Raw genomic sequence first — 22,379 nt, forward strand, 5'->3', positions numbered from 1 at the left:
CCTCGTAAATTTGATATTTTAATCGTAACCATGAGATTTAATTTGCATTTATTAAAATCTTAACCGTGTGAATACTTTAACCCAATTTTAACAAATAAAAGACTGTTTCTTAACATATAAAGGAATAATTTTGCAGGTGATGAATACTAAAATTTTATTTTTGTCGTTGATGACTGTTTTCTTGTTCTCAGGCATATTGTCTGGGCAGAAAAGTTATAAAACTTTAGTCTATGAAGGCAATCAGAAATTCAACGGTAAAGATTATGAGGGTGCTTCATCACGATATATGGAAGCCATAAAATCAAGTGAAAAGGAATTTACGGCGCATTATAACCTGGGGAACGCATTGTATAAGAGCAAAAAGTACGAGGAGGCAAAAGCTGAGTTTGAAAAAGCCCAGAGCCTTTCTCAGACGATTCCCGACAAAGCAGCGGCTTTGCACAATCTGGGAAATACTTACATGCAGATGAATCAGCCTGAAAAAGCAACTGATTTCTATAAGCAGTCATTGAAGCAGGATCCCTACAATGAAGCTACCAGAAAGAATTTTGAGATTGCCAAACTGAAGGAAAAAGAAAATCAGAAGAAGAAAAACAAAGAGAACAAATCCGGCAAAGGCGGCGGAGGCGAAGATCAACAGAAAGAAAAAGATCAGAAAGGTGATTCCAAAGATCAGGGTGAGGGTCAGAAAAACGAAGGGAACAGTCCTGAAGGAAATCAGCCGGATCCCAATAAAAACAATCAGGGCAAAATGCCAAAAGATATTGAAAACGCCATTTTGAATAAAGTAGGCGAAAAAGAAAAAGAAACCGCCAGGAGAATTTTAAACAAGAATTCTTATTCGATGCCTCAGAGCAACGAAAAAGATTGGTGATGAAACAAAAATTAATTTACATACTGTTAACTTTTGTCTCCGTAATTGCTTACGGACAGGTAGAACTTAAAATGAAACCTGATAAAAGTGACTATAATGGTAAAGATATCGTCAATCTTACAATTACACTGGAACTGAATGGTGATAATCTTGTGCAGCAGAGCAAAATTCAGCTGCCGGATTTATCTAAATTTAATATAATCGGTAATGGGTCTTTCAGTCAGGGGGTTAGGGATCCGGATTCTAATGTTGCCGTTGAACAGTACGTTACCAGAATTGCCCTCGAACCGAAACAGAAAGGAAAAATAAAAATAGGTTCTGTACTGGTTACTGTTAATAATAAAATATATAAAACAGAACCCTTTGATATTTTCATCCGTGATATAGAGAAAAAACCGATTGCTAAGAATACGGATAATGACGTATATCTGAACATGGAAATAGAAGATAGAGAGGTCTACCAGGATCAGCCTACTGTTGCTGTTCTTAGAGTGTACTCCAGAAATATTGACAATCTTCGAAAAGTAAAGAATGTTCATCTTCCGGAACAGGATAATATCAATGTACATCCTGTAAATTTTCACAAATCAGCTATAGATCCGTCCGGTTACAGTAATATGCCGTCACAGGTTTTGGCCATGTTTATTATATTTCCAAATGAGGCAGGATATGTTGAAGTACCTTCTGTATCTGCTTCTGTTAATTCCTATGCTGCCAAAAATAAGATAGTTTCCAATAAAGTAAAACTGAATGTAAAAAAACTTCCGGAAGGATCTCCGGAATCCTTCAAAAATGCTGTTGGTGATTTCAAGGTTGATATATACAATGAGTCTAAAGCTAAGATCGAAGCAAAAAAACCGGTGAATGTTATTCTGAAAGTTTCAGGAAAAGGCAATTTATCAGATATGGATTTGCCTACAATTGAAAGTTCGCCTGATTATCAGGTTTTCACCCCTAAAATCACTTCAAAAGTGCAGGCTGACGTTGATGGGATGAAAGGGTATATTCTGGCTAATTATGTTTTAATTCCCAATAAGTCAGGAGCCTTAACGATTAAAACACAGGAGTTTGCTTTTTTTAATCCTGACATCAAAGAATATATCAATCTTGGAAGAGAAACTCTTAATCTTAATGCTTTCTCCCATGACGAAGTTTTAGAAGCCCGCACAACCGCTGAAAAGGTAAATGAATACACCAATACTTTTCTTGAAACGGTTAACAGCCCGGTTTTGAAAACAACAACTTTTAAAGTAAAAGAGAAAAGCAGGTTTAACTGGAATACTCTTCTTATCAATGTCGGAATTCTGCTCAGCTTACTGATTGCTTATCTGGTGTTCAGGATTTGGAAGAAAAAGCGTGTTTTACTTAAGGAAAAAACAATTTCACGGCCTCTGGGATCCGTTGCAGAAACTGAAAAAGAAATTAGAGAAAGTCTGAAAACGGATATAGAAGATTATTTTACCTATCTGGAAAATTTAAAGGACAGCCAGGATTTTGACCGATTCTTCATTACAGTTGATGAATTGGACTCAGAAGTCCGGAATCAGTATTTTCAGAGTTCTAAGGATGATTTTAAAGAATTTTTAGAAAAATATAAGGGAAGTGCCGTAGCGGAAGAGTATAGAAATCTTTCTCAAAGAATCCAGATAGAGAAATATACTCCTGTAAAATCTGAAGAGGGTATAGGTGATCTTCTGAAAGATATTATCAATTTGTATTTACAGATTAGTAAATAATCATTTTTTATTCATAATTTTGCGAAATTAATAATTATCAAATGATGGATGTTCTTCAGGATTTTTCTTTTAAAGAAACAGTAACCTGTTTTATGGTACTGTTTGCGGTCATAGACATTATAGGATCTATTCCTATCATCGTGAGTTTAAAACAGAAATTCGGACAGATTGAAGCTAAAAGAGCTTCGATCACTGCCGGATTGATTATGATCATTTTTCTTTTTGTAGGAAACAAGATATTAAAATTTATTGGTGTTGATGTCAATTCATTTGCCATAGCTGGTGCTTTTGTGATCTTTATCATTGCACTGGAGATGATTTTAGGGATCGAAATTAATAAAACCACTGAAGCAAAAGCGGCATCCATTGTTCCCATTGCATTTCCTTTAGTAGCAGGTGCAGGAACTCTTACAACAACGCTCTCCCTTCGTGCGGAATTTCACGATATCAATATTATTCTGGGAATCATTCTCAATACAATTTTCGTATATTTGGTGCTGAAATCAGCGCCCTGGCTGGAAAAGAAAATGGGAGAAGCAACATTGTCTATTCTACAGAAGGTATTCGGGATTATCCTGTTAGCGATTTCAATTAAATTATTTACAGCAAACTTTGCACAGTTGGTGCAGAACTATATTAATTTTTAAATCATGCAGAAGTTTTATAAAGTATTTTTGATCGTTTTTATCGTAGTTATCGCCATTAATATCTATGCGATAGACTGGCATTCAGAGATTTCATCTGAAGACAATATGAAGTTTGTTATTTCAATTATCTGCGGAGTTGTCGGACTTTTTTTACTTTTTATTTTGAATACATGGAGTAAAATAGGAGTAAAGAAATAGCAGAAAATTCTGTTTACATAAAGCAAAAGACATTCTGTGACCTGCAGGATGTCTTTTTGTTATAGATGTATTAAGTGTAAGATAGATTTTTTAAAATAGCTTCAGATTTTAACTCTGTTTCCTGCCATTCTTTTTGAGGATTGCTCTGAGACGTAATTCCACCACCTACAAAAAGGTGTACAGAATCACTGTATAATTTTGCACAACGTAAATTGACAAAATACTGAATGAAATTTTCGGTTTCTATTCTGATAAACCCCGCATACAATTCCCTCGGAAATTTTTCAAATTCCTGAACTTTTTCTTTACAGAAATCTTTTGGAATGCCACATACAGCGGGAGTTGGATGAAGTTCTTCAATGATTGTGTCCAGATTTTCAGGATTTATTTTAAGAGTAAAATCAGTTCTTAAATGTTTTATATTCCCTGAAATATGATCGTAAGTGCCTGATTCGAAGATGTCACTTCCTGTTTTGAATTTTTCTAAAACATTTCGAATATAGGCTGACACCGGTTGTTGTTCTTTAATTTCTTTCTCAGTCCAGTTTTCAGCAACAGGAATAGTTCCTGCAAGACTCATAGTTTCAAACTGATGGGTTGATTTGTTAAATTTTCCAAGAACCTCCGAAAAAGCACCCATCCATGCATTATCATCCTTGATGAAGATATATCGGAATGCGTTCGGATAAGCTTCACATAAATTATTAAAACTTTTCTTTATATCAATTTCACTGAAGTCTTTAAAAATTTTCCTTCTTGAAAGAACCAGTTTAGGAAGTTTATTTTCATCAATGACTTTAATTACCTCATGAAGTTTTTCTATATATTCATCATAGGTCTCTGAAGAAAATCCAGAATCATCCTTTATTAATAACTGATCTGATGAAGTAGGATTCTGATACCTGACCTCAATGATGTTTCCTTTGAACTCTATCTGTTCCGATTGATCAAAAGTCTTAAAAATGACTGTTTTTTGATCTGAATCTTCTACAGGAGAATAAAGTTTTTCATCGAAGGGAAATTTGAAGTAGATCATAGGTTTGAATGCTTACTGAAAGCTTTTATTTAAAAATAATACAGGCAGGTTCCAAGATAAGTTTTCAGTCCGTAAAGGTATTGCTGGTTTTTAAAAATATCAAAATCAAATCTCCTTTTTTTAATATACTGTTAGGCGGATATTGATGATTATTGTGAATAATCAGTTTTGTTAGGAAGATTAATATTAAAGTATTTGATAAAATTATGCTTGTTGTCTGAGTTGAAAATATAGCTTATTCAATAAAGTATTTCAGATAACCTTAATCATGTGATTTTGATCTGATATGGACTGATGATCTTTTCAATCCTGATATTTTAAAGCAGGTTGAAGATTTCATTCCTTTTTAATTCATTGAAAGAAAAGACTCAAAAAAACAGCTTTCTGTATTTTACATTTCACTATTATTTATTAATAATATTATTTGTCATCGTTGTATGATTGATCAGCTGACCTTTTTCATCACGTATTTCTATTTCAGAAACATGCATTGTTTTTCCCTTTCTGATAAATCGTGCAACTGCAGTAACGATGCCATCTTTTTTACTTCGTAAATGGTTGGAATTGATATTGGTTCCAACACCGAAATACTTACTTCCGTCAATGAAAATATTAGACAGGCTTGAGCCCATCGTCTCTGCCAGAACACAGCTTGCACCGCCATGCATGATCCCGAAAGGCTGGTGGATCTTTGGAGAAACAGGCATGGTTGCCGTAAGGGTTTCATTTTCAAGATTGATATCAGTGAAATGGATACCCAGGGTCTTCGCAAAAGTTTCCTCTCCCCAATGATTGATGAATTCTAAAATTTCTTCTTTCGTTTTGCCTGTCGTATACATGATGTGGGTAATAAGTAATAAGTAATGGGTAATAAGTAATGGGTGATTTAGATTTTGGTATCAGCTTCGTTTCCTATAATATTAGGATTCCAGTTGGCTGGTATTTTAGGGCCGATGTCATATTTGAGATAATAATTCTGAATTTCTTCCATCACTTCAAGGAAAGATGCCGAAGCAATTCTTTCATACGGAATCGTGTATCCTAAATACACAATGTTTCTTTTAAAGTCTCCGGCTGCCAAAACAATCGGGACTTTAGCAGCCAGAGCCATATGATAAAAACCTTTTCTCCATTTGGGTACCCAGCTTCTGGTTCCTTCCGGTGTAATCACAAGGCTGAAATCATCCTTTTTAAACTCATTTGCCACAAAATTGATCAGATCATTTTTCTGGGTTCTGTCGATACCGATGCCTCCCAGACCTCTCACGAGTGAGCCGTACCATGCTTTGGTATGAGCATCTTTTATAATAATTTTCAGAGGCTTTCCAAGAGACCAGTAGGCAAGGTTTCCCAATATATATTCCATATTGTGCGTGTGGGGTGCTACAACTAAAATACAACGGTTGAGGCTGTTCACATCGCCTTGCAGAACGACTTTCCAGCCCAGAATTTTTAATATAAGTTTGCCTAGCAGCTTTCTCATGAATGTAATTTTAAAACAAAAAAGTATAACCATATTTTGGTTATACTTTACAAATATATTGAAATATTATTGGTCTTAAAATAATCCGCTGATTAAATCTGCGATTTTTACTGCAATTTCTAAAACTACCTGTACCATGATTTGTTGTTTTTTAGATTAATAAATTTTTTACGAATATAAGATTATTTTGACATATAAACCACTAATTAATGAAATTTTTTACGATTTGTATGAGAGTAGAAGAGTGTGGGTTTCAAACTGTTGCTATTCATCCACACCTTCCGTCACTCTCTCAGGTTTAATTATTTGGTTTTGATGGAAAATTCTTTTTTACCGTCTTTGATCTTTATATCCACGTCTTTCATTTTGTCAATATTCATTTTCATCGTATCCATGATCTTTTTGGCCTCATCTTTCTGATATTTCTTTCCGTTGATGATTACACTGTCTTTCTCGTCATCGTTGTATTCAATCGTAGATCCATTGATGGAAATTTTATTTTTCTCAATTGAGATGTTGCCGTTTTCGTCGTCATTATCCTGATTTTCTTCATTATCATTGATTCCGTTACCGTCTGTATCTCCGTCAAAATTCATCTGGTCTTTTTTCAAAGGGATTACGATGGCTGTTTGAGGGATTACCAATTCATAATCAATGCTGTAATCTCTGAAACGGTGATCATAAGGATATTTGATGTAATTGGGAAGAATTACCTTGTTGTTCACTATTTCTACAGGTACACTTACGTTAAGCGGAATGTTGTATCCTTTAGCCTCTTTTTTAATGATTAAATAAGGTGTTTTGATATTTGCTTTTCTCGTTACATCTATGTGAATCCAGTCTTTCTTAAATACGGATGATTTATCTGAAAACAGATCATCATCATATGCAGTGAAGTTCTGAGGAATCGTAACATTTTTCATATCAACATAAATCGTATCTGAAAGGGTGTTGATTGCAATTTCCTCCGTATCTTCTTTCTGTCCTTTCATGAACATTTCTCTTTTTGCCATGCTTACACCAAAATAAGAGCCCAGTGCAATTACTGAAAGGAAAAGAACTCCAATCACCCACCCGATATTTCTGAGTTTGGTTTTAGGGGAGAAAATCTTGATGCTCAGCAAACTGAAGATAATTGCAGGAATTAATGATCCAAGGATAATAATTGCCGCTAATACTTTATACAACCCGTCGTCGTCGAAGTAAAACTTCATTTCATTCGCACCGGGGAAATTTGAATCCATTCCGAAAAGACCAAATAAAACAAATACACCTATAATGCTTCCAACTGCCATGAAGGCAAAGAAACCGCCGATGATATATTTTAAAATATTCCATATTCCGTTTCCGGCGTTGTTGATGTAAGGTTTGTTTTCTATATAGATTTCACCTGCTCTTGTGGTTGTTTCGTTGGCAAACTGTACAATTTTACCTGATTCCTCTTTCAGATTATCAAAATTCAGCGGTTTACCTTTCATCTTCAGAAAGTCAGAAGCTGTTTCTGCCTTTGGTAAAACTGCCCAAAGAATAAAATATAAAATTATTACAAGAAAAGATGATCCGGGAGCTACCCAAAGAAATATAAATGCTCCTATCCAGATCAGTCTCATCCAGGTAATTTCCATTCCTGAATAAGCTGCAAGACCTGCACATACTCCTGCAATCTTTTGTTTTTCGGGATCACGGAACAGCTGTCTCTTATCAGTCTGTGTTGTTCCTGAAAAATTATTCCGGTTTGCGTTTTTCTCAGAATAATAGGCTTCTTCCTGTTCTTCAATTTTTTCAGGAGAACCGATCTGCGCGATTACTCTTTCTACATCTCCATCATTGATTACCTCGCGTTTTGCTAAAGAATCTCTGAAAATTTCAACCATTCTGATCTCTATATCATGCATTACTTCATCTGCTTCCGAAGCATCCAGTGAGCTTCTCAGAGCGTTAAGGTAATCACTGAGTTTTATATAAGCATGTTCTTCGATTGTGAATGAAAAACCTGCCAGTCCTATTGAGAGTGTCTTGTTCATAGCTTTGTTTTTTTAAATTTTTTGAGTGATTTGGTTGACGGAGTCTGTAAGTTCCTTCCAGGTATTCTGCAGTTCGGCTAAAAAAGTTTTACCTTTTTCCGTGATCTGATAGTATTTTCTTGGTGGGCCTCCGGTAGATTCTTCCCATCGGTAAGAAAGAAATTCACCGTTTTTTAATCTTGTCAAAAGTGGGTAGAGGGTTCCTTCCACCACATCCAGTTTTCCTTTTTTTAGTTCATCGATCAAATCAGAAACATACATTTCGCGATTATTGATAAGACTTAAAATACAGAATTCCAGAATCCCTTTTCGCATTTGCGCTTTGGTATTTTCAGTATTCATCTTTGATAAGTTTTGTTAGTTAGTTATATAAAATCAATTGAAGTTCCCAGCTGGTTAAACTTCTCCGATTCTACATTACAAAGATATGTAATTAAAATGGTAATATGCAATACAAAGTAGTGAATTTATTTAATATTTTATTTTAAAGAATTGATTTTCAGTATAATAAATTTTATCGATTCATTTTAAATTTTAAAAAATAGTTTTTTAAAGTCAATATTTATTAGATTTTTACAGATTTTGATCCGCTTTTGGAATAGAAATAGCTTATTGTGGATACAGAAATATTTTATTTCTCTGATTCCTGGTTAACAATAACAAAAAAAATAATTATCATGCAGTACATTGATTTTATAACAGAAAATTTAACGTATCATCAAAGTGAAAATCATTATTCATTAGAAATACCCAGAGAAACTATAGGGTTTGGGGAAATAAAGGTTCAGAAGAAAGGCGATGACGGGAGCTATGAGGATGCTGATGCTGTGCTGAGCGAATATGATGATAAAGTCGTCATTTTAGTAAGTCATGCTTATGATCTCAGAATAGAATTTTAATTGCATTTTATTAAAATAGTAATCCTGTCTAAAAGTGTTCAGCAGGGTTTAATTTATTATGTAATTTGCTTTGTATTCTCTGTAATTCCTATTTTTGAAATATGAAAATCCAGAAAGAAATTGACTTTATTATAGCAGTCGACGCATTAAAAAATGTACAGCGGAGAAACTTCAATGCTGACGATTCGAGAAGGGAAAATACTGCAGAACATTCCTGGCAGATCATTGTTTTAGCTCAGATTCTTTTTCCTTATGCTAAAAACAGAGCAGATATTGATCTCCTTAGGGTTATAAGAATGTTGTCTATACATGATCTGGTTGAGATCGAAGCTGGTGATACCTTCCTTTTTGACGAAGTAGCTATGGCTGGTAAATTTGAAAGAGAAAAACTGTCTGCTCAAAATATTTTCGGAATCCTGGATGAGCCTGTCCGTACAGAATTTTATCAACTGTGGTTAGAGTTTGAAGAAGAAAAAACACCTGATGCCATTTTTGCATGTGCGATTGACAGAATAATGCCTTTTATCCTCAATTCTTATACTTCGGGAAAAAGCTGGACTGAATCAGCAGTATCGGAGAAGCAGATCAGGCATATGCTTGAAAATGCGATCAGCAGGGCTTCCGATGAAATGGGAGAAGCTTTTCAGCTGTTGATGGATGGTAATCTGAAAAGTGAGAAGGTTCTGAGATAAATTTGAGTTACAGATGATCCATGTTTCAGAATTTTAGAAGGCTTCGTTATTTCTGAATGAGTGGCTTACATTAATCTTATTAATAAAAAAGTCTGTTTAATTTATTCAAAAATTAAACAGACTTTTAAAATTTAAATTAACAGATATCTTTTCTATATCAATTCGGTACAGCTATCTGCTCTTTAGAGGATCTGTATCGGTTTTTTGAATTCATCAATAGCTACGAAAGTAAAATCTCCTACAATTGCTTTTTCCCTCTCATAAGAGTACATCTGCTCGGTATAGATTTCCACATTTACTTTCATACTCGTTTTACCGACATGAATTACTTTTCCAATCAGCTCTACGATGGTTCCTGCAGGAATAGGTTTTTTAAAATCAATTTTATCACTGCTTACTGTGACCACTCTTTTTCTTGCAAAGCGAGTTGCTGTAATAAATGCGGCTTCATCCATCAACTGCATTGCTGTGCCGCCGAAAAGAGTGTCATAATGGTTGGTTGTATTAGGGAAAACCGCTTTAAAGATACGGGTTTCTGAATTTTCAATTCGTTCTTCTGTAGTCATATTCATTATTAATTAAGCGGAAGTGAAGAATATTGAAACAGACAGAAAGGTCAGGAACAGTAAATTCCGGAAATATGCCATGAGATCAACAACTTCAAACCGCGGAAGTTTTTTTTGTCTGAAGGAAGAGGCAGGTCTCCTGACTTGTAACATCTTTATTTCCTTCCCATATTTATTGCTACAGTGGATTTTAATAAAGACCTAAGTTACTTTACAGTTGCGCGACAGTCCGTGATTTGCACACGGTTCCCTTTTCATCTGCACCTAAGCAGAACCAATTCCCTGATAGTATTTGTGTTCAGCAAGGTGCTAAAGGCAAATACTTTCAAATACAAAAATAAAGATAAATAGCTGAATTATTCAGGATTTTTAAAAATAATCTGGCTCATTACCTTTCCTTCCTTAATAGTCCAAAGTGTTGTATATCTGTTTGCACCGGAACCATTAATCATATAGAGGAAAATATGGTCATTATCGATCGAGGTGACTCCAATGTTTTCAAAATTCATTGTAGGCTGGAACATATTTTTTATAGCTTCTCTTACAAAAACAGAACCTCTTCCCGGCTGCTGCACCCTGATTGATTTTATTTCTGTCATTCCCTCTGGTAATTCTTTATCAATTCCCCATGGTTTTACTTTGTCTATCGCAGTAATATTTCCATCTGCATCTTTCACCTGTTTACGAAAGCCTGCGTTGGAAGGATAGATGTCGATAACGACTTTGCTTCTCTGTGAAGTGGGAATTTTTGGATTGTTATTATCGGTAAAAATTAGCGATTTCCCGTTTTTAGATTTAGATGGGGTATATTGCGGCAGTTGATCTATAAATGCAATCCTGCCTTTATTCACCATTCCTTCTTTTGTAAGGCTGTCGTATCTTACAAAAGGTTTTTCGGTTTCGTCCTTTTCCGGGTATTTAATCCATATCCATTCGGTTTCACCGGGTGCCGGCTTTACATAAACGAATACATCCCCTCTTTTCATACGGATTTTGTCTACAATTTTTCGGTAATCTTCTTTATGAACCCGTACCATTGCGTATCCTTCTTCAGCTTTTACAACGCCAAAAGGAACTTTGTTTTGTGCAAAAATAAGTGAAAACGAAAAAATAATAAAAACGGGCAGATAAATTGCTTTGTTGATAAACCTCATTATAAAGAATATTTATAGGTCAAAGATATAAAATTAAATATTTTTTGACAGGTAATTGTATTTTTTCAATTCCGCTAAATCTTTTATTAATTTCAAATGACTATCTGCAAGCAGGTAGAGGTCGTCCGAAATATCAAGTATATCCTGGTACTGGTGACCGGAAATGATGAAACCTTTATATTTTGACTGCTCAAGAATTATTTTTTTTACCTCAGAGACGGTTTTTGGTGAGAGACTGTGAAAAGGTTCGTCAAGTAATACAAATTCTGCTGAAGAAAATATGATCAGCATTGTCTCCAGGAGTCTTACTTCACCACCTGATAACTGATGAGAAGTTTTGTTTATAAAAGATTTTGTTAGATCTGATTTTTTAATTACTTCAGAATTTTCAGGATTGCAGAAAAGATGTACTAAATTTTTAACCTTCACATTCTTGGGTAAAAAAGGATATTGTGGCAGATAAACAATTCTGCTATTTCTGTCAAATTGATTTTTAAGAACAGTATCATTGAATTTTATATACTTATTATTTCCTCTGGTTGTACCGAAAATGATCTGTAACAAAGTAGATTTGCCGCATCCGTTTCTACCGATAAGACCTGCAGTTTTCCCTGTTTCAAGAGACAGATAGATGTCCTGCAGAATTTTTCTCTGTCCAAATGATTTCGTAATGCTGTCAATATGAAGTCTGCTCATATGAATAGTGTTGTTATTTTTACAGTCAATGCAATGAACAAGGTTGTCAGCCATAGAAATAATCTTGAGAATCCAAAGTTTGCATAAAAAGTATACTCATTTCTCAATCTTAATTCATAGAGTAAATAATGCATTACAGGTAAAATGACAAAAAAGCATAATCCGAAATTTTTAAATGTAAGTCCGGTGATCGGACAAAGCAACAAAGAAAATGAAACTGCCGGAATTAACAATTTTATGTAAAATATGAACAATATTTTAATCATTTTCTGCAAGATGAATTCCGGATCGAATTCCGGTGTTTTAATATACACAGTAAACTCATTATGAAAAAAAGCAAAACTAATATTAGTTTTGCTTTTTTCTATATATAAATGTTTGGTGTCGTATGGGATGTTACTGACTATTCGCTTTTTCAGTGCGTACTGTTTTTTGGCGGGTTATAATCATTATTCACTGGCCTGATAGAATCATTTTTCCAGTGCGTTCCGTTTTTCGGAGGATCAATACCATTCAATATAATATAAATGGAATCTCTGGATGTTACAGAGCTTTCATTTTCCGGACTGACCTCCTTTTTTAAAAAAACAGTATCTTCGTTTGTCTTTTCATCGATTTCATCATCCTGGCGGCAAGACACTGTCAAAATACTTGCTATAAACAGAGTGCTTAAAAGATATCTGTGAACCATTTTAATATTGTTTAATTTTGTTAACTTAATTTCTGATACAAATATATTGATGTATCAACATTAATCCAATTTATTGGGATGTTATTATAAGTATAGCTGTAATAATTTATAAATATTTACATGACTGTAAGTTTTAAATATCTTTTATTCAGTTGTTTATGGTTTTTTTATTTTAACAGATTTTATTTCTGTATCAGGTTGTGATACTAGATGAATTTGCTTATTTTTGGCTATGATTTTTAAATGTACATATCCCGTGATCAAGAGAATATTTGCGCTTTGCTTTTGTTTTTTCGTGTCATTTTTGTTCTCTCAGGATATTTATTCTGGCTTACGAAAAAAATATTGGGGGTACGAAGAAAATGACGGAAGAGCTTTTATTTATTTAAATCAATATATCAAAAAAGCTAAATCAGAGAAAAATTATTCTGAACTTTTTCAGGGATATAAAGATGCTATTTTATTTTCGAAAGATCAGAAGATAGAATATTCTGACAGTGCGATTTCTGCAGCTAAACAATCTGGAAATCATGATCTGATAGGAGATGCATATGTTAGTAAAGGTGCAATTTACTACTTTAATCACAGGAAGTTTCAATCAGCATTAAATGAATATTTGAAAGCGTATGAGTATCTTAAGGATTCCAAGAATGATTTTTTAAAATATCAGAATCTCTATCATATTGGTGTTGTTAAAAGTTATCTGGGTTATTATGAGGAGTCACTGGTAATCTTTAAAGAATGTATTGCTTACTTTGAGACCAATGCTCAGGGTGATTTTCATGAAAATCTCATCTACAATAATAAAAAAGGATATCTTAACTCGCTTCATCAGGCAATCATCTGTTATCAGGCTTTGGGGAATCTTGGTGAAGTACAGAAGCTGTTAAAACTTGCTGAAGCTTCTACGCCTCAAACAAAAGATTTCAGTCTTGAAAACAGTTATTTTAAGAAGAGTTTAGGGGTTTTGCATTTTTCAAATAAAAGGTATGCTGAAGCTATAAAAGATTTTGATCAGTCACTCCCCGGTCTTTTAAAAGTGAATGATTTTACCTGGGCATCCTACGTATATTTTTACAAAGGAAAAAACTATACTGACCTCGGTCAAAAAGAGCTGGGTGTTGAGAATTATAAAAAAGTAGATTCGATATTCAATAAACATCAGTTTATACTTCCTGAACTGCGCAGTAATTATGAGGAGCTCATTAATTATTATAAAAAACAGAATAATCCGGAAAATGAATTGTATTATACCAATCAGCTTTTAAAAGTGGACAGTGTGATCTCTTCGGATTTCAAATATTTGTCTACACGTATTTATAAAGATTATGATACTAAACAGCTCCTGGAAGTTAAAGAAAATTTGGAAAAAACAAATTCGTTCGGAATCGGGCTGCTGATCATCTGTGGAATCGTTATTGTACTTTTGGGGTGTATCATGTTTTACAGGAACAGAAAGCAAAAACAGATTCAGCAAAAATACAATGAGCTGCTGGTTAAAATTGAAGAAGAGAAATTTGCTGATCCAGTAGCAGTCAGTGAGCCTTTAAAATTCGATGTCAGTAAAAATATAAAGCTCGATCAGAATATCGTTGAAAAGTTGCTTAAGGATATCAGTGTCTTTGAGACTGAGGAAGGTTTTCTGGAGAGAGGATTAACCCTGAAAAAACTGGCAGAGCATTTTAAGACCAATACTTCTTATCTGTCGCAGGTGATTAATGAATATAAGGGCAGTAATTTCAGTGTTTATATTAATGTTTTGAGAATTAATTATGCAACTCAAAAAATTTATCACGATAAAGAGTGGAGAAAGTATTCTATTGAGCATGTAGCTTCAGCTTCAGGTTTCAGCAACCGACAGAGTTTTTCTAATATTTTTCTGGAAATTAACGGAATCCGTCCTGTGGACTTTATCAAAAAAAGGATCAAGGAACTGGAGAATGGTGAGTAAATCTAAATAATTTTGTGGATATAAAAGTAGATGCCAGGATTTTGCAATCCTGGCATACTACTAATAGAAACTAAGTGATGAAACAATATATTTTATTGTGATAATGATGAATGTTTAATTTTAATTTGAAAGCTGATTTATGTTTTTTGGCTTTCTGCTTAATTATTATAGTGCTAAAGTATAAACTTCTGCAATGCACCGCAAGATGATGCCGGTCGCATTTATAAATATTTACGTAGTAATTTATAAATTCTGACGGTCTGATTAATTATTAATTCATTGATTTACAGTTTATTGTGATGATGATTTATGCTGATTTGGGATATTTATAAACCGAGTGAAAATTATTTTTAATAAAGACATAAATATTTAATTATGTATTCAATTATGGTTGTATAATATGTATTTTGTTGTTTTAATTTGATTTTTAATAAAATGATTTCTAAGGGGATTTTCTTAAATTTACCTAACTTTAATGAAAATAAATTTATGCAGATAGATACTCGTACCCTGAATATTGATGATTATGATGAACTTGTTTCGGCAATGCGCCGGGCTTATCCTAAAATGTCCGAATATGTCTGGTCTAAAAAAAGTATTTTAAAACTCACTAAAATTTTTGAAGCTGGTCAGATATGTATTACAGTAGACGGGAAAATTGCTGCTGTTGCCCTCTCTATTGTCGTTAACTATGAAGAATTTGATGATGAGCACACTTACAGTGATATAACAGGGAATTACACCTTCAATACCCATTCTACGACCGGAAATGTACTTTATGGAATAGAGATATTTGTAGATCCGATATATCGGGAATTGAGATTGGGCAGACGACTTTATGACGCGAGAAAAGAATTGTGCGAGCAATTGAATTTAAAATCAATTATTCTTGGAGGAAGAATTCCGGATTATCACAAGTACAGCCACGAAATTTCCCCTAGGGAATATATCAGGAGAGTGAGGGACAAAGAAATTTATGATCCCGTACTTTCTTTTCAGCTTTCCAATAATTTTTTACCGATCAGAGTCCTGAAAAAATATCTTCCCGAAGATGAAGCTTCACGGGAAAACGCTGTTTTGCTGCAGTGGAATAATATCTATTACAGCAAAAAACCGAATACCATGCAGGATAGCACAATTCGTTTAGGTCTTGTACAGTGGCAGATGAGACATTTCAGAGATATTAATGCGTTCTATGAGCAGGTAGAGTTTTTCGTTAATGTAATGGGGGATTACAAGTCAGATTTTGTTCTTTTCCCGGAATTGTTCAATACTCCTCTGCTGGCACCGTTCAATAATCTTTCCGAACGTGACAGTATGATTGAACTTGCTAAGATTACCGATCAGATTAAAACTAAAATTTCTGAACTGGCAATCAGCTACAATGTTAATATCATTTCAGGAAGTATGCCTGTTTTTGAAAACAATGATCTTTATAATGTAAGTTATCTTCTGCATAGGGACGGTCGTATCGATGAATACCGAAAAATCCACATTACCCCGAATGAAAGAAAATATTATGGAATGAAGGGAGGGAGTGAGATCAGGGTTTTTGATACAGACTGTGGAAAAATAGGTCTTGTCATCTGTTATGATGTTGAATTTCCGGAATTGCCGAGACTTCTGGCTGACCAGGGAATGAAAATACTCTTCGTACCATACCTAACCGATACTCAAAATGCTTACATGCGAGTGCGTCACTGCGCAGCAGCAAGAGCAATTGAAAATGAGTGTTACGTTGCAATTGCAGGATGTGTAGGAAACTTACCGGGTGTGAATAATATGGATATTCAGTTTGGGCAGGCTGCTGTATTTACCCCTTCGGATTTTGCTTTTCCGTCCAATGCAGTAAAAGGAGAAGCAACTCCCAATACCGAAATGACATTGATTGTCGATGTTGATCTGAACTTACTGAAAGATCTTCATTATCACGGTTCCGTACAGATTCTCAATGACAGGAGAAAAGATTTGTATGAGACTAATCTTAAGGAAAAAAATCCTCTGATTTAAAATAAAATAATCCCCATTTTTTTAAAAATGGGGATTATTATTAATCTAAGATAAGTCTTCCTTCAATTGGGTGATCCGTCACAATAAAGATGCTTTCATTATGTCTTTTTATAGGGATCTGAATTACTGAATAAGTTCCGTCTGAACTTTTCTCTTCTATAATGATGTTGCTTCCCTCTCCGATTTCCGATTTTGAATACTCCAGCTGATAATTGCCTTCTTCGGTTTTTACGAAATCTTCTTCTGTAAAATCTTTATGTGCCATAATGTTGTTTTTTGCTTGAACTAATGTAGAAATAAAATCTAACTGTAAAAAATTAAATATAAAGTCATTTACTGAAAATCCCCAAACGTTAAGTTCGGGGATTTTTTCTGTATTAATTATAATGTGAGTGTGGTGCGTTTAAATATCATTTGATAATAACAATAGCTCAAATATCGTGCCTGAATTTTATCTTCTAAATAGATTAATTAACTTTTTATTGTGATTTATGGGCATAGTACTTGCCAATCTATTAATACACTATAAACATATATTATTATGAGTCAAGAAAAAACAGTATCAGTCCTTAATGATCTTTTACAAATTACAAATGACAGAATTGAAGGATTTTCAAAAGTTGAAGATAAAGTATGGGAAACGTATTCCGGGCTGAAGTCAGATTATGATGAAATGGTAGCTAACTCTCAGAAAATGAAATCTGACCTTACCGGTCTGATCACAGAGCGAGGAGGACAGCCAGATGACACAACGACTGCCGCCGGAGCTGTTCACAGAGCATGGATCGATGTAAAAAGCACTTTTTCAGGCAACAAGGATGAAGCAACGCTTGAAAATGTAGTATTTGGTGAAAAAGCTGCAATTAAAGCGTATGACAATGCATTGGATAGCGGAGACTTATGTCCCGAAAGTTCAAGAGTTGTTCAGGATCAGCTTCATCATTTGAAAGCTTCGTACGCTAAGTTTGAAAGTTTAGAGCAAAGCAGATCTTAAAAGAATTATAGAATAATTGGCTGTCTTATTTTTTAATAAGGCAGCTTTTTTGTTATCATCACAGCAATGAGCAGTGTTCTTCTCGGGATCAAATTACCTGATGAATAATTTCATGTGATTCAGATCATAAACAACTGCAGTAATAAGTTTATACATTTGATACACACCAAATAACAAAATGTATGAAAGCAATCACAGGGTCATTTCCCTCTTACAGGATTTTTTTGTAAGCTATAAAAAAAAATGTCAGAATACGAATGTGAATTCAGATTCGGTAACAATTTCCGATATGCTGAATAGACTTACTGTTCATGTCCTGTGAATACTTCAGTGGCAGCATCCGGATTTGACAAGTCATCAATAAAAAAGAAACTTTCAGAATAAAAGTACGGTATAAGAATAGGTTATGGTTCTTCACTTATTACGTTCTCAGTTTTAACAGCAGGTAGTTTATAAAGTGATCCGATACTCAATCAATACTTAAATTGCACCTAAAATAATTATTACAAGGGCTATTGACCATATTTAACATCAGGCCTTTCATCATCAAATATTTAAAAATGGCTTTGTGTCATTATCATCGTTCAGAAATCAGTTTTCGGTACTCAGCATTAAGGATTATCTTAATAAATAAAATACAAGAAGACTCGCCATTTAACTAAGGTGCTCTTACGCATCAATCCATTCTAAAATTTATGAAGTATAAAATAGATGTTCAGCATTTGCTGCCTGTCAATATCATTGGCTCTGAGAACAACGCAGTTTCTTTCATTGATTGTAATTCAGAAACAGAGGCTTTCGAACGATTTCGGAAATTCTCACAAAAACTTTTAGATGTGAATGGCTGGAATCAGTTTGCAGGTAAAAATCCTACTGAATTTTATCTCCATAGCAAAGAAAATAGTGAAGGTACGGCTGTTCAGCTGAACGATTTGGTTAAAATCAAGATGCCTGCTCCCAAAAATAAGTTGGGAAACGGCTTTGACTGGGTTATGGTCAATAAAATAGAGGTCATTGATCAGACTGAGGAAAAGGTTTTTCTGCTGCAGATGAGACCTCATTCCTGTGCAGAGAGCGGTAGCGGAAACATCGCACACTTTTATACGGAAGATGCGTCAAATACCTTTATTCTTTCAAAAAAAAATAAAGTGATACAATTCAGCATTCACGGAAGAAACGAATTAGCCAATACCTCTAAAGTCGGATGGATTAATTCGCTCAGGAACTTTTTTGTAGCAAGTGGCGGGATTTTTGGTGGAAGTAAAGTGCAGTGGCAGGATTTCACAGAAGAATTCTTAAAAATAAATCATAATCAATCATAAAACTATAAATAATATGGATAATATGGACTCTAATAAGCCTAATGAAAAATTAAATCAGCTTCAGGATCACACAACGGATAATCAGGATACAAAACTGACGACCAATCAGGGACTGAAAATCAGTAATAATCAGGATTCCCTGAAAACCGACCAACGAGGTGCTACTTTGCTGGAGGACTTTATCCTGAGAGAAAAGATCACCCATTTTGACCATGAGAGAATTCCTGAAAGAATTGTTCATGCAAGAGGCTCTGGCGCTCATGGTGTTTTTAAACTGAATAAAAGTTTAGAAAAATACACAAAGGCAAAATTCCTGAACGAAGTAGGAAAAGAAACGCCTGTATTTGTAAGATTTTCTACGGTTGCAGGAAGTGCAGGCAGTACTGATCTTGCAAGAGATGTAAGGGGTTTTGCCGTGAAATTCTATACAGAGGAAGGTAATTATGACCTTGTGGGTAATAATATTCCTGTGTTTTTTATTCAGGATGCGATGAAATTCCCTGATTTGGTTCATGCTGTGAAACCGGAACCGGATAATGCAATTCCTCAGGCAGCTTCGGCGCATGATACATTTTGGGATTTTATTTCGTTGATGCCGGAAAGTATGCACATGATTATGTGGGCAATGAGTGACCGTGCTATTCCGAGAAGTTTCCGAATGATGGAAGGATTCGGTGTGCATTCATTTAAATTCGTTAACAGTGAAGGTTCAGTGCATTTTGTTAAGTTTCATTTTAAACCGAAATTAGGAGTACACTCGGTTGCATGGAGTGAAGCTCAGAAAATTTCCGGTACAGATCCTGATTTTCACAGAAGGGATCTTTGGGAATCTATTGAAAATGGAGCGTTCCCGGAATGGGATTTCGGGGTACAGGTTATTCCGGAAGAAAACGAGCATGATTTTGATTTTGATCTTTTGGATCCTACCAAGCTGGTCCCTGAAGAATTGGTCCCTGTAGAAATTGTGGGAACTTTAACGTTAAACAGAAACCCGGATAACTATTTTGCAGAAACAGAGCAGATTGCATTCCATCCGGGGCATTTGGTTCCGGGAATTGATTTCTCTAATGATCCGCTTTTACAGGGAAGGCTGTTTTCTTATACCGATACACAGCTGTCAAGATTAGGATCTCCGAATTTCCACGAAATCCCTATTAACAGATCAATAAATACAGTCCATAACAATCAGCGTGACGGTCATATGAGACAGCAGATCGTGAAAGGGAAAGTAAGCTATGAACCAAATTCCATGGGGGGAGGCTGTCCGTTTCAGGCAATGATGAAAGAGGGTGGATTTACCACCAGCAATGAAAGAGTGGACGGTCATAAGATCAGAGCAAGAAGTGACAGTTTTGTTGATCACTATTCTCAGGCAAAAATGTTTCTTAACAGTCAGACAAAACCCGAAAAAACACACCTACAGGATGCATTGATATTTGAATTATCTAAAGTTACCATTAAGCAGATCAGAGAGCGTGTAGTGGGCCAGCTTGCTTTTATCGATGCCGAGCTCGCTGCCAATGTTGCTGAAAAAGTAGGAGTAGAGGTTGTTAAACTGGATATGCCTAATCAGAGTATTCCCGCAGATGCGGATGCAGCAAGTCTACAGAGTGAAGAAAGAGAACCTGAAACTAAAAGTTCAGATGCTTTGAGCATGAAAAACACCGTTAAAGATACGATTGAAAGCCGTGTGATCGGTTTTATCATGGCAGACGGAGTTAATACCCAGGCTGTAAAATCATTAAAAGCAAAATTGGAAAGTGAGGGAGCGGTTGTTCAGATCATTGCACCAAGTGTTGCGCCCGTAAAAGCAGATGACGGAAGCAAATTTGAACCTAAACATTCTATTACCAGTACAGCCAGTGTATGTTTCGATGCGCTATATATCTGTTCCGGTGAAAAATCAGTTAAAGAACTGATGCATCCGGAAAGAAAACCAATCATTACAGAATTTATCAATGAAGCTTACAAACACTGTAAAGCGATTTATTTTGGAAAGGATATGGATGAGATTTATAATGCTACGAGAATCAGTTCTAAAAATCATGATGATCCTGCAATTATTCAGACGGGAGGAGACGATTCTGATCAGAAGTTTATTTCAGCGATTGCGAAACACAGGGTTTGGGATCTTGAGAAAGACCGTAACTCAATGGCATAACTTAGGATCATATTTTAATTACCACCAAACCAGATATATTTATGAAAGCAGCTGTTTTTCATGCACCAGGCAAGATTACTTGCGATACGATAGACGATCCCAGAATCGAAGATCAGAATGATATTATTTTAAGAGTTACTTCCACAGCAATCTGTGGGAGTGACCTTCATATGTACTCAGGAGGAATTCCTCAGGCCCGTCCCATGGTAATGGGGCATGAGTTCATGGGAATTATTGAAGATGTGGGTAGGAATATTACCCATCTAAATGTTGGTGACAGGGTCGTTGTTCCATTTCCAATTGCCTGCGGAGGCTGCTATTTCTGTGACCATGATCTTCCGGGAGGTTGTGAGAATTCAAATCCTGATCATTATGGTCCTGAAGGAGGTATTCTGACACAGAAAGGAGGAGGCATGTTTGGTTACAGTGATCTTTATGGAGGTTACAACGGCGGGCAGGCGCAGTACGTACGTGTGCCTTACGCTAATTTTGGACCCAGAAAAGTTTCTGACAGTCTTACAGATGATCAGGCTTTATTCTTGACGGATATTTTTCCGACAGGATATACCGGTGTTATGTGGGCTGACCTTAAAGGTGGAGAAACAGTAGCGATCTTTGGTGCAGGGCCGGTTGGATCCATGGCTGCAAAAAGTGCAATTCTTTACAATGCTAAAAAAGTAATTGTTATTGATACACTGCAGTACCGTTTAGATCAGATCAAAAAACTGACCGGATGTGACACGATTCTATGGAAAGATGCGGAACAGACTGTAGAAGAAATCAGATCAATGACCAATGGCAGGGGTGCAGATGTATGCATTGACGCAGTCGGTTTTGAGCCTGACCGAAATTTACTCGACAAGGCGAAAGCAGTCGTGAATTTTGAAAAAGGTTCAATCAAGGTGTTAGATGCATGTATGAGCGGTGTAAGACGTGGCGGTTTTGTTTCTATTCTGGGGGTTTATCCCATGAATTATGATAATTTCAGAGTTGGGCAGATGTTCGATAAAGGAATCACCTTGAAAGCAGGGCAGTCACCTGTACATGCGATTATAGACAAATTGATGAAATATGTTGAAACAGGACAAGTCAAACTTGATGATATTATTACCCACCGGTTTTCTTTAGATGAAGTTTCAAAAGGATATGAGATTTTCGACAAAAAAGAAGATGGCTGTGTAAAGGTTGTATTAGATCCCTGGAAATAATACTTTTTGTAAAAGCTAAAATTTAATCAGACTAAAA

At 35.2% G+C, this 22,379-nt stretch carries 22 protein-coding genes and 1 riboswitch; of the genes, 12 read left to right on the top strand and 10 right to left on the bottom strand.

The features are described from left to right. Positions 1 to 139 precede the first annotated feature (139 nt). From AC2A07_RS15310 to AC2A07_RS15325, 4 genes are read left to right on the top strand one after another with little or no spacing between them, the layout of a single operon-like run. Positions 140 to 874: a tetratricopeptide repeat protein gene (locus tag AC2A07_RS15310; RefSeq protein ID WP_484051107.1), complete on the top strand. Its 735-nt coding sequence runs from the start codon at positions 140 to 142 to the stop codon at positions 872 to 874. Beyond that, entirely contained in the window at positions 874 to 2,610 is a 1,737-nt protein-coding gene (locus tag AC2A07_RS15315) for a BatD family protein (RefSeq protein WP_484051108.1), read from the top strand. Before AC2A07_RS15310 ends, AC2A07_RS15315 begins: the two co-directional genes overlap by 1 nt. 44 nt (positions 2,611 to 2,654) lie before the next feature. Then, a complete protein-coding gene (locus tag AC2A07_RS15320) occupies positions 2,655 to 3,257 on the top strand; it encodes a MarC family protein (RefSeq protein ID WP_484051152.1) in 603 nt (200 codons plus the stop codon). Between the two features lie 3 nt (positions 3,258 to 3,260). Next, positions 3,261 to 3,455 carry a hypothetical protein gene (locus tag AC2A07_RS15325; protein WP_314497854.1) on the top strand — a complete coding sequence of 65 codons (195 nt, stop codon included), beginning with the start codon at positions 3,261 to 3,263 and terminating at the stop codon, positions 3,453 to 3,455. 70 nt (positions 3,456 to 3,525) lie between these two features. On the opposite strand, the gene AC2A07_RS15330 is transcribed toward AC2A07_RS15325, so the two are convergent. From AC2A07_RS15330 to AC2A07_RS15350, 5 genes are all read right to left on the bottom strand, one after another. Continuing rightward, positions 3,526 to 4,491 (bottom strand): chorismate-binding protein, encoded by a 966-nt coding sequence (locus AC2A07_RS15330; protein ID WP_484051109.1) that lies wholly within the window; start codon positions 4,489 to 4,491, stop codon positions 3,526 to 3,528. A 404-nt stretch (positions 4,492 to 4,895) separates the two neighbouring features. Beyond that, positions 4,896 to 5,330 carry a hotdog fold thioesterase gene (locus tag AC2A07_RS15335; RefSeq protein ID WP_314497860.1) on the bottom strand — a complete coding sequence of 145 codons (435 nt, stop codon included), beginning with the start codon at positions 5,328 to 5,330 and terminating at the stop codon, positions 4,896 to 4,898. 47 nt (positions 5,331 to 5,377) lie between these two features. Continuing rightward, entirely contained in the window at positions 5,378 to 5,974 is a 597-nt protein-coding gene (locus AC2A07_RS15340; protein ID WP_484051110.1) for a 1-acyl-sn-glycerol-3-phosphate acyltransferase, read from the bottom strand. A gap of 302 nt (positions 5,975 to 6,276) precedes the next feature. Next, the gene (locus AC2A07_RS15345; RefSeq protein WP_314497866.1) at positions 6,277 to 7,998 is read right to left on the bottom strand and encodes a PspC domain-containing protein; all 1,722 of its coding nucleotides are present in this window, start codon (positions 7,996 to 7,998) and stop codon (positions 6,277 to 6,279) included. A gap of 12 nt (positions 7,999 to 8,010) precedes the next feature. Continuing rightward, positions 8,011 to 8,340 carry a PadR family transcriptional regulator gene (locus AC2A07_RS15350; protein WP_047442550.1) on the bottom strand — a complete coding sequence of 110 codons (330 nt, stop codon included), beginning with the start codon at positions 8,338 to 8,340 and terminating at the stop codon, positions 8,011 to 8,013. Between the two features lie 335 nt (positions 8,341 to 8,675). Here AC2A07_RS15350 and AC2A07_RS15355 point away from each other — a divergent pair, with 335 nt between their 5' ends. Then, a complete protein-coding gene (locus tag AC2A07_RS15355) occupies positions 8,676 to 8,897 on the top strand; it encodes a hypothetical protein (protein WP_484051111.1) in 222 nt (73 codons plus the stop codon). Positions 8,898 to 8,998: 101 nt separating this feature from the next. After that, complete coding sequence (locus tag AC2A07_RS15360) at positions 8,999 to 9,589, top strand: HD domain-containing protein (RefSeq protein WP_314497876.1); 591 nt, start codon at positions 8,999 to 9,001, stop codon at positions 9,587 to 9,589. 182 nt (positions 9,590 to 9,771) lie between these two features. On the opposite strand, the gene AC2A07_RS15365 is transcribed toward AC2A07_RS15360, so the two are convergent. From AC2A07_RS15365 to AC2A07_RS15380, 4 genes are all read right to left on the bottom strand, one after another. Continuing rightward, positions 9,772 to 10,155: an acyl-CoA thioesterase gene (locus tag AC2A07_RS15365; RefSeq protein WP_314497879.1), complete on the bottom strand. Its 384-nt coding sequence runs from the start codon at positions 10,153 to 10,155 to the stop codon at positions 9,772 to 9,774. A 112-nt stretch (positions 10,156 to 10,267) separates the two neighbouring features. Continuing rightward, a riboswitch (cobalamin riboswitch) is annotated at positions 10,268 to 10,449 on the bottom strand. Between the two features lie 62 nt (positions 10,450 to 10,511). After that, positions 10,512 to 11,309: an SGNH/GDSL hydrolase family protein gene (locus AC2A07_RS15370; protein WP_484051112.1), complete on the bottom strand. Its 798-nt coding sequence runs from the start codon at positions 11,307 to 11,309 to the stop codon at positions 10,512 to 10,514. Positions 11,310 to 11,342: 33 nt separating this feature from the next. Beyond that, the gene (locus AC2A07_RS15375; protein WP_484051113.1) at positions 11,343 to 12,005 is read right to left on the bottom strand and encodes an ATP-binding cassette domain-containing protein; all 663 of its coding nucleotides are present in this window, start codon (positions 12,003 to 12,005) and stop codon (positions 11,343 to 11,345) included. Positions 12,006 to 12,420: 415 nt separating this feature from the next. After that, positions 12,421 to 12,696 carry a hypothetical protein gene (locus AC2A07_RS15380; RefSeq protein ID WP_484051114.1) on the bottom strand — a complete coding sequence of 92 codons (276 nt, stop codon included), beginning with the start codon at positions 12,694 to 12,696 and terminating at the stop codon, positions 12,421 to 12,423. A 256-nt stretch (positions 12,697 to 12,952) separates the two neighbouring features. On the opposite strand from AC2A07_RS15380, the gene AC2A07_RS15385 reads away from it, so the two are divergent. Both AC2A07_RS15385 and AC2A07_RS15390 read left to right on the top strand, forming a co-directional pair. After that, positions 12,953 to 14,647, top strand: a complete 1,695-nt coding sequence (locus AC2A07_RS15385) for a helix-turn-helix domain-containing protein (protein ID WP_484051115.1) — start codon at positions 12,953 to 12,955, stop codon at positions 14,645 to 14,647. A 489-nt stretch (positions 14,648 to 15,136) separates the two neighbouring features. Continuing rightward, entirely contained in the window at positions 15,137 to 16,657 is a 1,521-nt protein-coding gene (locus AC2A07_RS15390; RefSeq protein WP_314497893.1) for a nitrilase-related carbon-nitrogen hydrolase, read from the top strand. A gap of 40 nt (positions 16,658 to 16,697) precedes the next feature. On the opposite strand, the gene AC2A07_RS15395 is transcribed toward AC2A07_RS15390, so the two are convergent. Then, positions 16,698 to 16,922: a glutathione synthase gene (locus AC2A07_RS15395; protein WP_484051116.1), complete on the bottom strand. Its 225-nt coding sequence runs from the start codon at positions 16,920 to 16,922 to the stop codon at positions 16,698 to 16,700. 276 nt (positions 16,923 to 17,198) lie between these two features. On the opposite strand from AC2A07_RS15395, the gene AC2A07_RS15400 reads away from it, so the two are divergent. The 4 genes from AC2A07_RS15400 (at position 17,199) to AC2A07_RS15415 (ending at position 22,342) form a co-directional block, all read left to right on the top strand. Next, complete coding sequence (locus AC2A07_RS15400) at positions 17,199 to 17,651, top strand: ferritin-like domain-containing protein (protein ID WP_484051117.1); 453 nt, start codon at positions 17,199 to 17,201, stop codon at positions 17,649 to 17,651. A gap of 695 nt (positions 17,652 to 18,346) precedes the next feature. Beyond that, positions 18,347 to 18,973: a hypothetical protein gene (locus AC2A07_RS15405; RefSeq protein WP_484051118.1), complete on the top strand. Its 627-nt coding sequence runs from the start codon at positions 18,347 to 18,349 to the stop codon at positions 18,971 to 18,973. Positions 18,974 to 18,995: 22 nt separating this feature from the next. Then, complete coding sequence (locus tag AC2A07_RS15410; protein WP_484051119.1) at positions 18,996 to 21,134, top strand: catalase; 2,139 nt, start codon at positions 18,996 to 18,998, stop codon at positions 21,132 to 21,134. Positions 21,135 to 21,175: 41 nt separating this feature from the next. Then, the gene (locus tag AC2A07_RS15415) at positions 21,176 to 22,342 is read left to right on the top strand and encodes a zinc-dependent alcohol dehydrogenase (protein ID WP_484051120.1); all 1,167 of its coding nucleotides are present in this window, start codon (positions 21,176 to 21,178) and stop codon (positions 22,340 to 22,342) included. Positions 22,343 to 22,379: the final 37 nt, after the last annotated feature.

The sequence above is a fragment of the Chryseobacterium sp. HNCC26DJ238 genome (assembly GCF_057180465.1).